This window comes from Flavobacterium sediminilitoris (assembly GCF_023008245.1).
Taxonomy (GTDB): domain Bacteria; phylum Bacteroidota; class Bacteroidia; order Flavobacteriales; family Flavobacteriaceae; genus Flavobacterium; species Flavobacterium sediminilitoris.
On record NZ_CP090145.1, the window covers coordinates 3883195 to 3896880 of the forward strand.

At 27.2% G+C, this 13686-nt stretch carries 15 protein-coding genes; 7 read left to right on the forward strand and 8 right to left on the reverse strand.

Annotated features, from left to right (window positions below; all coding sequences use genetic code 11):
• Position 1: 1 nt before the first annotated feature.
• The 5 genes from LXD69_RS17850 to LXD69_RS17870 form a co-directional block, all read right to left on the reverse strand.
• Positions 2 to 1315 carry an ABC transporter permease gene (locus LXD69_RS17850; protein ID WP_246916450.1) on the reverse strand — a complete coding sequence of 438 codons (1314 nt, stop codon included), beginning with the start codon at positions 1313 to 1315 and terminating at the stop codon, positions 2 to 4.
• Positions 1316 to 1346: 31 nt separating this feature from the next.
• Complete coding sequence (locus LXD69_RS17855; protein ID WP_045971968.1) at positions 1347 to 2267, reverse strand: ABC transporter ATP-binding protein; 921 nt, start codon at positions 2265 to 2267, stop codon at positions 1347 to 1349.
• Between the two features lie 110 nt (positions 2268 to 2377).
• Positions 2378 to 2773, reverse strand: a complete 396-nt coding sequence (locus LXD69_RS17860; RefSeq protein ID WP_246916452.1) for a hypothetical protein — start codon at positions 2771 to 2773, stop codon at positions 2378 to 2380.
• A gap of 149 nt (positions 2774 to 2922) precedes the next feature.
• A complete protein-coding gene (gene dnaJ / locus LXD69_RS17865; protein WP_045971964.1) occupies positions 2923 to 4053 on the reverse strand; it encodes a molecular chaperone DnaJ in 1131 nt (376 codons plus the stop codon).
• A 73-nt stretch (positions 4054 to 4126) separates the two neighbouring features.
• Positions 4127 to 4660 carry a nucleotide exchange factor GrpE gene (locus LXD69_RS17870; RefSeq protein WP_045971962.1) on the reverse strand — a complete coding sequence of 178 codons (534 nt, stop codon included), beginning with the start codon at positions 4658 to 4660 and terminating at the stop codon, positions 4127 to 4129.
• Between the two features lie 186 nt (positions 4661 to 4846).
• Between LXD69_RS17870 and LXD69_RS17875 the strand changes: the two genes are divergently transcribed.
• Positions 4847 to 5506 (forward strand): YceI family protein, encoded by a 660-nt coding sequence (locus tag LXD69_RS17875; protein WP_246916454.1) that lies wholly within the window; start codon positions 4847 to 4849, stop codon positions 5504 to 5506.
• Positions 5507 to 5559: 53 nt separating this feature from the next.
• On the opposite strand, the gene LXD69_RS17880 is transcribed toward LXD69_RS17875, so the two are convergent.
• The gene (locus LXD69_RS17880) at positions 5560 to 6465 is read right to left on the reverse strand and encodes a TIGR01777 family oxidoreductase (RefSeq protein WP_246916456.1); all 906 of its coding nucleotides are present in this window, start codon (positions 6463 to 6465) and stop codon (positions 5560 to 5562) included.
• Between the two features lie 103 nt (positions 6466 to 6568).
• Complete coding sequence (locus LXD69_RS17885; protein ID WP_045971954.1) at positions 6569 to 7024, reverse strand: DUF4442 domain-containing protein; 456 nt, start codon at positions 7022 to 7024, stop codon at positions 6569 to 6571.
• A 198-nt stretch (positions 7025 to 7222) separates the two neighbouring features.
• Between LXD69_RS17885 and LXD69_RS17890 the strand changes: the two genes are divergently transcribed.
• From LXD69_RS17890 to LXD69_RS17915, 6 genes are all read left to right on the forward strand, one after another.
• Entirely contained in the window at positions 7223 to 7678 is a 456-nt protein-coding gene (locus LXD69_RS17890; protein ID WP_045972446.1) for a DUF4870 domain-containing protein, read from the forward strand.
• A gap of 91 nt (positions 7679 to 7769) precedes the next feature.
• Positions 7770 to 8105 carry a PadR family transcriptional regulator gene (locus tag LXD69_RS17895; RefSeq protein WP_045971927.1) on the forward strand — a complete coding sequence of 112 codons (336 nt, stop codon included), beginning with the start codon at positions 7770 to 7772 and terminating at the stop codon, positions 8103 to 8105.
• Positions 8106 to 8110: 5 nt separating this feature from the next.
• Positions 8111 to 9799, forward strand: a complete 1689-nt coding sequence (locus LXD69_RS17900) for a PspC domain-containing protein (RefSeq protein ID WP_045971926.1) — start codon at positions 8111 to 8113, stop codon at positions 9797 to 9799.
• 23 nt (positions 9800 to 9822) lie between these two features.
• Positions 9823 to 10563: a GIN domain-containing protein gene (locus LXD69_RS17905; RefSeq protein ID WP_246916458.1), complete on the forward strand. Its 741-nt coding sequence runs from the start codon at positions 9823 to 9825 to the stop codon at positions 10561 to 10563.
• A gap of 125 nt (positions 10564 to 10688) precedes the next feature.
• Positions 10689 to 11522: a GIN domain-containing protein gene (locus LXD69_RS17910; RefSeq protein ID WP_045971922.1), complete on the forward strand. Its 834-nt coding sequence runs from the start codon at positions 10689 to 10691 to the stop codon at positions 11520 to 11522.
• A complete protein-coding gene (locus LXD69_RS17915) occupies positions 11522 to 12040 on the forward strand; it encodes a hypothetical protein (RefSeq protein WP_246916460.1) in 519 nt (172 codons plus the stop codon). Before LXD69_RS17910 ends, LXD69_RS17915 begins: the two co-directional genes overlap by 1 nt.
• A 108-nt stretch (positions 12041 to 12148) precedes the next feature.
• Here LXD69_RS17915 and LXD69_RS17920 read toward each other — a convergent pair whose 3' ends face one another.
• Positions 12149 to 13666: a vitamin K epoxide reductase family protein gene (locus tag LXD69_RS17920; protein ID WP_246916462.1), complete on the reverse strand. Its 1518-nt coding sequence runs from the start codon at positions 13664 to 13666 to the stop codon at positions 12149 to 12151.
• Positions 13667 to 13686 lie beyond the last annotated feature (20 nt).

Here is a 13686-nt window from a genome sequence, read left to right on the forward strand (position 1 = left end):
CTTAATACTTAAGCCATTTAAATAATTCTTTCCACGTTGGTTTTTTCCCATACATTAAAATACCAACTCTATAAATTTTTGCGGCAAACCAAACTACAAAAACAAAAGTAGCAAATAAAATAATTATAGATAAAATTAATTGCCAATAATGCTCAGGTCCTAAAAATGGAACTCTCATTAACATAACAATAGGTGATGTAAATGGAATTATTGAAAATATTGTTGCAACTGTTCCATGTGGATCGTTTATAACGGTAAAAAAGCCTATATAAACCCCTAAAATTAATGGTAAAATAATAGGCAATAAGAATTGTTGCGAATCGGTTTCAGAGTCTACTGCTGCTCCAATTGCTGCATATAATGAGCTATATAAAAAGTATCCTCCTATGAAATATAAAATAAAACAAACTAACATTAATAATAATGGTAGGTTTAGAATTTCATTGAAATACATTTGAACTTTTGCCATTCCTACGCTTTGCTGAGCTGTTTCTATCATTTCTGGTGAAACTGATGCTGTAGAACTCATTTGTAAACCAAATATATTTTGAGCCACAAACATTAAGATTAAACCAACAACTAGCCAAATTGCAAATTGTAATATTCCTGCAAAAGAGTTTCCTATAATTTTACCCATCATTAGTTGGAATGGTTTAACTGAGGAAATGATAATTTCAATAATACGATTCGTTTTTTCTTCAATAACACTTCTCATTACAAAGTTTCCATAAACGATGATGAACATCATGATTAAATATCCCATTAATCCACCTATAAAAACTTTTATTTCGTTTAATCCCTTTAAGCTTTCTTCACCAGAAAATTTAGACAGTTTTAATGTAGAGTTCGCTTTAGCATTTTCTATTTTACTTTCATCTAGCCCTAATTTTTTAAAATTATTTGATGTTAAAACTGAATCAACTACTTTTTCTACATCTCCGATAAAGTCTAAACTTGCGCTACTTTCTGAGATATATTCTACTTTATCTTTTAGAATTTCTAATGAATCTACTTTTGGAATATATAATAAACCTTCATAACTATTTAAAGCAGTATCTTTTGCTGCTGCAAAAGACATAGATGATAAGTCTGTATAATGTGTGTTTTTATCGTTTTTAAAGTTATTTTTTAAATAGCCTGCTTCGTCATGAATTGCTATTTCTGTAGCTTTATCTTTATTCATTGTTGACAAATATCCTACTAGAACTGCAATTCCGACAAATAATAATGGACTTAAAAAGGTCATTACTATGAACGATTTATTACGAACCTTTGCTATAAATTCTCTTTTTATAATTAAAAATAATGTATTCATAATTTGATGTTAGAAATTTGATGTTAGGATATTATTCGCTAACTGTTTGAATAAATATATCGTTTACACTTGGTATTTTTTCTACAAAATGGGTTACCTGACCAAAACTTGTTAGAATAGAAAGTAATTCATTTGATGAATAGTTTCCTAATTGTACTTCTAATTTTAAATCGTTATTTAATGATTTGAAATCGGTTTGACTAATTTTAAATTTTTGTGTTAATTGATACATTAAGCTTTCTACATTATCTGTCAAAATTCCTATTTGAAATGTGTTACTTCTATATTTCTGCTTTACATCGGTAAGCTTTCCTTCAATTAGTTTATTCGATTTATGAATTAATGCAATATAATTACACATTTCTTCAACGCTCTCCATTCTATGAGTTGAGAATATAACGGAAGTTCCTTGCTTATTTAATTCAATGATTTCGTCTTTTATAAGGTTTGCATTAACAGGATCAAAACCAGAGAAAGGTTCGTCTAATATTAATAATTTTGGCTTATGTAATACTGTTACAACAAACTGTATTTTTTGAGCCATTCCTTTTGATAATTCTTGAATTTTTTTATTCCACCAGTCTTGAATTTCTAGTTTTTCAAACCAATATTTTAATTGTTTTTTAGCTTCTTGATTTGACAAGCCTTTTAATTGTGCTAAATACAAACATTGTTCTCCTACTTTCATGCTTTTATATAATCCTCTTTCTTCTGGAAGATAACCTATATATTGTACATGTTCTGGTTTTAATTTTTCACCATCTAGTAAAACAATTCCAGAATCGGGCATTGTTATTTGATTGATAATTCTAATTAATGTTGTTTTTCCTGCTCCATTAGGACCTAATAATCCATAAATACTACCTGTTGGAATGGCTAAGGATACATTATTCAAAGCTGTGTAATCTCCATATTGTTTGATTACATTATTAACTTCAAGAATATTACTCATATTTTATTATTATTAAACAGCTGATGCTGAAATATTTAAAAAGATTATAAAATGTATGATTGTTAAATATATTAATTCTTTATTTTCTGTATAAGGGAAATTATAGTTTATTATAAATAATTTGTTTTCCAATTTCTCCATGTATACTTGGTTTCAATTTTACAAATTTGGTTCTCCAGGCCATCTAATATTATATAATTTGAATTCCAAAAACTTTCTTTTTTTAAAATTAGAGAATTTAAAATTTCATTTTCAATATAATTAATTTTAATTATCGAATTCCAGCCAAAGATAAACTCTAAAATTACTTTATCTTTTATTTTGGCTTTAAAATTTGACTTCCAAATGTTCAATTTTTCTATTGAACAATTAGTTTTATTTTCAATTGATATTTTTGGATTGTTGTGATTATACCATTTTTCATAGGATAATTGACCAATAATTGAGCTATTGTGTATTAAATTATACTTTCTATAATTTTGAGAAATTATTTTATATTCATCCATACTATAGCATTTACCTAGTTAGTATAGAGATTTTAATTTTGTTACAAAAAACCCACCCCTTTTTTACGAAGGATGGGAAAAATTGCTATGAAAAAGAAAAATTCACTCCCATAAGGAAGTGAATCTCAAATGTATATATTTTTATTCAATTATGAAAACATATCTTTTACTTTTTCAAAAAAAGATTTTTCTGATTTTTCTGGTGAAGGAATAAAGTTTTCATCATTTATCATTTTTTCAAAAAAGCTTTTTTGTTCTTTATTTAATGTTTTAGGTGTCCAAACATTAACATGAACTAATAAGTCTCCATTTCCATATCCATTTAAACTTGGTATTCCCTTTCCTTTCAAACGTAAAATTTTACCTGATTGAATTCCTTCTTCAAGTTTAATTCTTACTTTTCCTCCTACTGCTTCTATTTCTTTAGAAACACCTAATGCTGCTTCTGGAAAACTTACATATAAATCATAATGAAGATTTTCTCCTTCTCGTTTTAAAAATTCATGTTCTAATTCTTCAATAGCTACAATTAAATCTCCTGGAATACTATTACTTCCTGGTGCTTCATTTCCTTTATTTGATACTTTTAATTGCATTCCATCTACAACTCCAGCAGGAATTTTGATTGAAACAGTATCATCTTCCATTATCATTCCATATGCATCTGCTCCAGCAGGCTTATGATCTAAAATTTGTCCAGAACCTCCACAAGTATTACAGGTTGTTGCTGTTTGCATTCTACCTAAAATAGTATTGGTCACTCTCATTATTTGTCCGCTACCATTACATGTAGAACATGTTCTATATGATACTCCTTTAGCTTGAATTTTTCTTTTTACTTTTATCTTCTTTTCAACTCCATTTACAATTTCTTCAAGTGTTAGCTTTACTTTTATGCGAAGGTTACTTCCTTTTACTCTTCTTTGTCCTCCTCCATTAAAACCACCGCCGAAACCAGAAAAACCACCTCCACCAAAAGCACTACCAAAAATATCTCCAAATTGACTAAAGATATCATCCATATTCATGTGACCGCCACCGCCAAATCCGCCTGCTCCATCAAATGCAGCATGACCATATTGATCGTAACGTGCTTTTTTGTCAGCATCACTTAGAACTTCATAAGCTTCAGCAGCTAATTTGAAATTTTCTTCTGCTTCTTTATCACCAGGATTTTTATCTGGATGATATTGAATTGCTTTCTTTCTATACGCTTTTTTAATTTCTTCAGCAGAAGCTCCTTTGCTAATACCTAATATTTCGTAAAAATCTTTTTTCATATATTAATTTTTGAACTAGTTCTAAATTTATCCTAAATAGATTTAGAACATTAGAACCGCTATTTTTAAGCTCTTAATTGCCAATAACAACTTTAGGGAAACGTATAATTTTATCTCCTAACTTATATCCTTTTTCAATTACATCTACAATTTTCCCTTTCAAATCTTCAGAAGGTGCTGGAATTTGTGTAATTGCTTCTGCAAAATCTGCATCAAAAGCATCTCCTGTTTTCACTTCAACTTCTTCAAGTCCTTTTGATACTAATGTTGATTTTAATTTCTCTTGAATTAGTTGTATTCCTTTTACTAATGCTTCATCTTCAGACTTTGAGATTTGACTCCAAGCTCTATCAAAATCATCTAAAACAGGCAACATTGCTTGAAGAACTTCTTGATTTGCGGTTTTAAATAAATCAATACGCTCTTTTGATGTTCTTTTTTTATAATTTTCGAACTCTGCAAATAAACGCAAGAATTTATCTTTTTCTTTTGCTAATTCGTCTTGAAGCTGCTCTTCAACCGATATCTCTGGTTGTTGATTTTCTGAAACATTTTCCTCTTGAATATTTTCTTTTTCTTCGATGCTTTCAGTACTTTCTTGATTCATATTTTGATAATTATTTTAAACGTTTTTATATTTCATATAATTATTGCAAATGTACTGCCAAATCATTAAAAATGTCAAATTGTCATAAAAAAAATACACCATCGCTGTTAGTTTATTTTTTTATTTAATCTTAATTTTAATTACATTTGATTCCTAATTATAAAAAATATATAAATTCAAACTACAATGAAGAAAAACATTTTAAGCTTAGCGTTAATTACTATTATTAGTTTAACTGGTTGTAAAAAAGAAACTACAACAGAAGAAACTGTAACTCCTGAACCTACTGTTGAAACTGTAGACGCTATTACATTTAACATAGATAATGCATCATCAAGCGTTGCATGGATAGGATCTAAACCAACTGGAAAACACAACGGTACAATTACTGTTAAAGAGGGTAATTTTGATGTAACTGATGGAAAAGTTTCAGGAGGTACATTTGTAATGGATATGAATTCAATTACGGTTACTGACTTAGAAGGTGATGATAAATTAAATTTAGAAACTCACTTAAAAGGAACTGGTGACAAAGAAGCAGAAGATCATTTTTTTAATACTGCAAAATTCCCAACAAGTACTTTTAAAATAAATTCTATTACTGAAACTGATGGTGTTTCTACAGTTAATGGTACTTTAACAATGAAAGACATTTCGAAAGAAGTTAGTTTTCCTGCAAAAATTTCAATCACTGATTCTGAAGTTTCATTAGTATCTGAGCCTTTTAAAATTAACAGAACACTTTGGGGAGTTAACTATGCTTCAAAATCAATTTTCGATGATTTAAAAGATAAATTTGTTGATGATGAGATTGAATTAACTGTAACTGCAAAAGCTACTAAATAATAGAAATCAACTATTAATTATACACAAAAGCCTCATTTTTTATGAGGCTTTTATTATTTTAATATATTTTGTAATGCTTTATCTAAAGAAGCATATTTGAACTGAAACCCTTTATTTAATATTTTTCTTGCACTTACATTTTGACTAGCAAATAAAATTTGATGCATTTCTCCTAAAACAAGTTTCATAACAAACTTTGGAACATTTGGTAAAAAACAAGGCATTTTTATAGTGTTTGCAATAGTTTTTATTAGCTCTTTATTAGATACAGGATAAGGAGAAACAGCATTATAAACACCTTCTAATTTATTTTTCATAATAAAGTAAAAAATCTGTGTCAAATCATTAATATGTATCCATGATTGATATTGATTTCCGTTTCCAAACGCTGATCCCAATCCTAATTTTATAGGTCTCAACATTTCTTTTAATGCTCCTCCATTTTGCGCTAATACGAGTCCGATTCTTACTTTTGACACTTTTATTCCTAATCGTTCAAAAACTGAAACTTCGTTTTCCCATTTAGCAACTACTTCTCCTAAAAAAGAATTGTCTACTTGTTTATTATCTTCTTGATACACATTCGTCAAACTACTTGGATAAATTCCTATAGCAGAAGCTGAAATAATATGTTGTACTTGATTTTGATTTTTTGATAATGCTTGAAACAATAATCTAGTTGAAAGCACTCTACTATTTATAATTTCTTCTTTATAAGAAAGAGTCCATCTTTTTGAAACACTTGCTCCTGCTAAGTGAATTATCACTTCTACATCATCAAATGCATTAGTATTTATTTGTCCCGATTTAGGGTTCCAATAATATCCTTTATAATTAGATTGAGTAATTAATTTACTTTTTGATGTTGACAAGTAATGAACTGTAACACCATTTTGAAGTAATAATTTTACTAATTCATTACCTATTAAACCCGTTGCTCCAGTTATTAAAACTTTCATTATTTATATGTTTTAAACAAAAATACAAAGTCTATAGCCTTAATTGAAGTTAATTAACTAATGTTAACATGTCAAACACTAAGAACTCATACATACGTTTTTTCTATCCTCTAACTTTTATTGCCCATTCAAATTGCATTTCTGATACTTGTTCACCTTTTTCATTACTACCAATTGATGTTAGCCATATTGTTTGTCCTTCTTTTGTTTCAATTGCTTTTTGAATAGTTTCCTTGATTAAATTTCCTTGATTACATTTAAATGTAATTCTTCCTGTTGCTTTTTTTGTAAATGTACTTTTATTATTAGCGACTAACATTGATATACTTTTTCCGCTTTCTTTTACTTGATACATTACAAGTGCTCCTGTTGTAAATTCTGCTGCCATAGCCTGCACTGCAAAATACATTGATTTAAATGGGTTTTGATTAAACCATCTGTGTTTAACTGTTACTAAACATTCTTCTTTTACTATTTTTTGTACTCTAACACCACTCCAAAAAGCAGATGGTAATTTGAAAAACATAAATGTATTTAGCTTTGATGGTGTAAATTTCATAGTTTTTATTTTTAGTTTCTGTAAAAATACAAAAAATACTATGCACTCATACTATTTTTTAATATGTTAATTTTTTGTTAATTATTAGTACTATGTGTAACATAATACCTGTTTTTAGACTTATCTTTGTATAAGAAATTAATAGCTATAGTATAATTGCTTAAAAAAATCATCAATATAAATCAATCAAAAATAACTATGAGAACATCAAATGAAAAAAGTCTAGGTTCATTAATACACTTAAGTACATTGAGCCAATACATTATTCCTCTAGGAAATTACATCTTTCCTTTATTACTATGGACAACTAGAAAAGAAAAGTCTGATTTTATAGATCATAATGGAAAACAAGCCTTGAATTTTCAACTAAGTATTTTATTGTATTCTCTTATTGCAATAATTATTTCAATACCAACTTTTATATTTTGGTTAATTAATACAATAGAAAAATTAGAAATGAACAATCAAGTAATAACTATGAGAGAAGTGATAACGACTCAAAATATTACAGGAATGGTACTATTAGGATTAATCGCCCTAATTTTAATTGCCTTTCTTAAGTTAAGTGAGTTCTTTTTAATTATATATGCTTCGGTTAAAAGCGCTAATGGAGAACAATATAATTATCCGTTAACAATAAAATTTATAAAATAGTTTCAATCATCAATCAATAAATCAATCATCTGAAATAATATTCAGATAAAATCAAAAAATGAACAGTTTAATTAAAAAATCAAAATGAATCATGAACATTGAAAACACAAAAGCTCAAATGAGAAAAGGTGTTTTAGAGTTCTGCATACTTTCTGTATTGAAAGAAAAAGATGCATATACTTCTGAAATTCTAGAGACTCTAAAAAATGCCAAATTATTAGTTGTTGAAGGTACAGTTTATCCTTTATTAACTAGATTAAAAAACGATGGTCTATTAAATTATCGTTGGGAAGAATCAACATCTGGTCCACCTAGAAAATACTATGGATTAACCGATGTAGGACAAGAATTTTTAAATGAATTAAATAGCACCTGGACAGAATTGTCTGACGCTGTAAATATAATAACACAACCTAGCCAAAACTAAAAGTCATGAACAAAACAATAAGTATAAATTTAGGAGGTTTCTTTTTCCATATAGACGAAGATGCTTATCAAAAATTAACACGCTATTTTGATGCTGTTAAACGTTCTCTTTCACCAGAAGGTAGAGATGAGATTATAAATGATATTGAAAGTAGAATTGCTGAACTTTTTCAAGAAAGACTTAAAAATGAAAGTCAAGTTATTAGCTTAAAAGAAATCGACGAAGTAATTACTATTATGGGGCAACCTGAAGATTATAAAATTGATGAAGAAACAACGTATTCAAGTTTTTCTCAATCAAATTCAAAATCTTCAAACTCAAAAAGTAGAAGATTATATAGAGATAAAGATAATGCTATTTTAGGAGGTGTTGCATCTGGTTTTGGTCACTATTTCAATATTGATCCATTATGGATTAGAATATTATTTATTATCTCTCCATTCATTAGTTTTGGAACTTCATTAGTAATTTACTTAATCCTTTGGATTTTAATACCAGAAGCTTTAACAACTTCTCAAAAATTAGAAATGAAAGGAGAACCTATTAATATTTCAAATATTGAAAAAAAAGTAAAAGAAGGAATTGATGATATTGCAAGTAAAATAAATAATTTAGATCATCAAAAAATATCAAATACTGCTAAAACAGGCGTGAGTCAAATTGGGAACACATTAAGCACTCTTTTTCTAAGTATTTTTAAAGTAATGGCAAAAATTATTGGTGTATTCATTGTTTTCTTTGCATCAATGACATTATTAAGTATAATCATAGGTGGTATTTTTATGATCTTTTCATCATCATTACCTGATACTTTTATATTTAATCATTTTCATACTCCATTTGATTTCGACATTCCTATGTGGATTCAAGGAATATTATTAATATTAAGCATAGGAATTCCAGTATTCTTTTTACTAATTCTTGGGTTAAAACTATTAGTAACAAATATGAAATCTATAGGAAACTATTTTAAATATTCGCTTTTAGCAATTTGGATTGTTTCTATCATTTGTGTATCATATTTAGGTGTCGTACAAGCTACTGCAATAGGTTTTGATGGGAAAACAGTAAAAAAAGAGCAAGTTTTTATGCAACCAACAGACACATTATTTGTTAGAATGCAATACAATAATTATTATGCTAAAAGCATTAATGAAAGAGAAAGAGGAAAATACACACATGATGAAAATAATAATGAAATCATTTATTCTACTAAAGTAAGAGTACATTTTCTTAAAACAGATGAGAACATTCCTTTTATTCAAATAGAAAAATCTGCAACAGGAAAATCTCATAACGATGCTAAGAACAGATCCGAAAAAATAAAGTATAATTTTGACATTCAATCAAATAGAATTAACTTAGACAATTATTTCACAACTAATTTTAAAAATAAATTTAGAGATCAAGAAGTTAATGTTTATATCTATTTACCAAAAGGGACTTATGTAAAACCAGATATGTACGTAAAAAACTATGACAGATCTGACAATGACTTTTTCGATCTTAAACATGATAGTAATTATGTTTATAAAGTTGAAGAATATGATGTAAAATGCCAAAATTGTCCAAATGATGATGACGATGATATTAACATCAATGACTCTATAAATGAAAATGTTTCTATAAGAATGAATGACAAAGAATTAAAAATCAAAGCCACTAACGATGAAGTAAACATTCAATTAAAATAAAAAATCAACTAAATAAAACAATCATGATAAAATTAATTATTCAAATTACAAAAGTTATCATCACGGTTATAACAGTATTATTACTTCAATCGTGTGTAAACGTAGAATGGAATAGTGAAACTATATCTGGAAATGGTAAGGTTGTAACTGTAAATAGAACTATAGCAGAAAAATTTAATTCTGTTTCTGCACAAACTGGTTTAAATGTCATTATTGAACAAGCAAATACTGTAAACATTGAAGTACAAGCTGATGATAATTTACAAGATCATATTTTCACTACTGTAAAAGACGGTGTTTTAGAAGTATATTCAGATGTAAATATTAAAAATGCTGAAGCAAAAAACATTTATATCAAAACATCAAATTTAGAAGAAATTAGATCTAGTAGTGGAGCAAATGTAAAGAGTGATAATAAACTAGAATTTAAAAATTTAGAATTACATTCAAGCAGCGGAAGTACTATTTTAGTAGAAGTAGATTCAGATATATTATCTTGTGAAAGCAGCAGTGGAAGCTCTCTTGAAGTAAAAGGAAAAACAAATATCCTTAATACAGAATCATCAAGTGGAAGCAACATTAATTTAGAAAATCTTATTGCTCAAAATGGAAAATCAAGTTCTTCTAGCGGAAGCTCAACAACTCTAAATGTTGTTAATCAATTAAAAGCCGATGCTTCAAGCGGAAGTAGTATTGAATTTATTTCCAAACCAAATTCATTAATTGTAGACAAAAGTTCAGGCGGAAGTGTAAGCCAAAAATAACCATTAAAAAACATCAGTATTCGCTGATGTTTTTTTTATATTTGCTCAGTCTATTAATCATTCTTAAATTAATTTTTGGAATGATTATTGAGTATTTTATAGAAATGAAATTATAGTTTATAAAAATGAAAAAAATCACATTATTACTTTTAGTATTCTTAACTACTACCATTACTTTTTCTCAGAAAAAAGAAAAGATTAAAGGATCAAGAGTTATAACGCACACAATAAAAGAAGTAGAAAGCTTTGAAAATATTGAAGTAGAAGACAATGTAGAAATCTTTTTAGTAAAAGCTGATACTTCTTCTATAGAAATTGAAGCAGATGATAATTTACATGATGTTATAGACTTTTCAGTTGTTGCTAACACATTACGAATTACTACATTAAAAAATGTAAGTAGCTCAAAAAAATTCTCTATAAGAGTTAATTATGCTGCTGACTTAAAACAAATTACAGCAAAAAACGAAGCAAGAATTAACGCATTAAATGAATTACAATTAGAAAATGTAATTGTAAAAAATTATGATAATTCAGCTTCTTTTTTAAACGTAAACTCTACTACTTTTACCTTAATCTTGAATGATAAATCTGAAGCTGAAATCAACGTAAAAGCTGAAAACACTACTCTAGAATTAAGCAAAAATGCCGATTTAAAAGCTTTAATAGCTTCTCCAGAAGTAAAATTAGATATGTATGAAAAAGCAAAGGCAAAAATTGAAGGCGATGTTTCTAATTTAAAAATAAGACTTGATAATAATGCTTATTTAACTGCGAATAAATTTCCTGCAAAATCAATTGAATTAGCAATTGAAGGATATGCTAAATGTTTAATTAATGCTGTTAATGACATTTCAATTTCTGCTTCAGGAAAAACAACTATTGAACTATTAGGCGAGCCAAAAATTGATATGAAACAATTTACAAATAGTGCAACTCTTTATAAAAAAGAAAACTAATGCGTTCATACTTTCTCTTTATTCTTTTATTCCCAATTGTTCTTTTTAGTCAAGATGCTAAAGTTTTTCCTGATGATTTTTTTGGAAAATACAAAGGAAAATTAAACATTCACAATCAAAATGGAAATCAGGTAATTGATATGGAATTGCATTTATTACCTACAGATACTATTGCCAGATATAAATACACTATCATTTACAAATCTGACAAAGTAAATCAGGAAAGAAAATATACCCTTTTAGAAAAAGATAAAACAAAAGGACAATATATAATTGATGAGAATAATGGCATTTTACTAAATGCCTTTGTAACGGATAATACGTTGTACTCCATTTTTGAAGTTCAAGGTAGCTTATTAACGACTACTGAACATTTTGCCGATAATTATGTTGACTTTGAAATAATGTATTCTAATAAGAATAATATGGAAAAATCAGGAAAGAACACGGAAGAAATTCCTGAAGTTCTTTCCTATCCTGTTATAAATGTTCAAAAAGCTCGATTATATAAAGAATAATAGTTACTACTTCAAAACACAAATGTTCGAATATAAAATATCCGAACATTTGTGTTCAACTATGGACAAATTATTCCCATAATTCTATTTTGATATTTAAAATGTTTTTTATTCCTTGAAGAAATAGAACAGTTCGTTTATGTTATATTGTTGCTCAATTAAATGATTATTAAAAATTTTAACTGGTGCATAATTAAATTCATTTTCTAAACACCATTGAAAATACATTTCCAATTGGTTATTTTCTTTAGTAAAAGCATCTGTTTTTTTCCATTTTGCTTTCCAATCATCAATATTTAATCTTTCAATATGCCAATCGTCTAATGCTTGTATAACATTTTTGCCATTGTTATATAAATTTAAAACGCTTCTTGCAATATCCAAATATGGGTTATCTACATTGTTTGTATTCAAATTGTAACAAATAGCTAGTTTTAATTTGTTTGGATATTTCATTAATAATTCTTTAGCGTCTTTATATGCTGTGTGACAATGTGGACAACTTGGACTTAAAAATAAAGAAATTACATTTGGAGCATTTTCATCACCAATAATCATTTTATCTAATGCATTAAAACTTTCAACATTATTGATTGTTTCCACTGTTTTTTGAAAAACATCTTCACTTCTTTTAAAACGTAATAATTTATTTAATTCTACTTCGTTTTTATTGAACTTCTCAATCCATTTTTTCAATAAAAACCATAATGGTACAATTAATAATAGTAAACCTACTGCATTTATTACTTGATGATAATCTAAAGAAAACATTCTATAATTAACTAAAAACAGAACAGCATTACTTAGCATTAAAACCGAAATTAAAAGACACAATAAACACCATTTTTTAAGACTAAATTTTTGCAAATAAATAGAATAAAAAAGTACTGGTAATGAAAGTACACTTGCTAAACCTATTAAATATTCCATTTCTAAACCAAATAATAAGCTTATAAATGAAAAACTAAAAAAGATTACAGGTAAATCTACAAATTCTATATACTTTGAGAAAGAATATGATTTTGACTTTATAATAGAATCACATGAAAATTCTTCACTAATAGAACAAAATTTTGAATCTGTGTTGTTTTTATTATTGAAAAAAGTTTCTAAAATTTCTTTACTTATAAAAACTCCTATAGCTGCAATAAGTAAGAAAGTAGTATGTAAATGATTGTTTAGTTTAGTACTGATAGATAGTAGACACAAAAGAATTAATGCTATAGGTAGCATATAACTTGAACTCTTCCATTTACTCGAAATTTCTTCTTTTTCATTTTCTTCAACTAAAAGAACAATTCCTGACCAATATTTTTCTAAATCGGCTCTATTAAGGCTTTTTACTTTTCCTTCCTCATCTTCAATTGTAAACTCATTTTCCCCTTTTGTTAAAAGGTATAAACTTGGATTATCTATCTTCAACTCTGCGATAAATGAATTTGTAAGTTCATCAAAGTGTTCAAAAGGAATACTTGCTGCTATGTTTTCAATGTTTAAATAATTTAAACCATCAGTAATAGCAAGTAAACTTGGATAATTAGGATGTGATTGATAAAATTCTTCAAATTCTACTATTTTAGAGCTATAATTAGATTTTTGCAGGTATTTAATTACAAGTTTCAGCATACTTTGTTTGTTATTTGTAT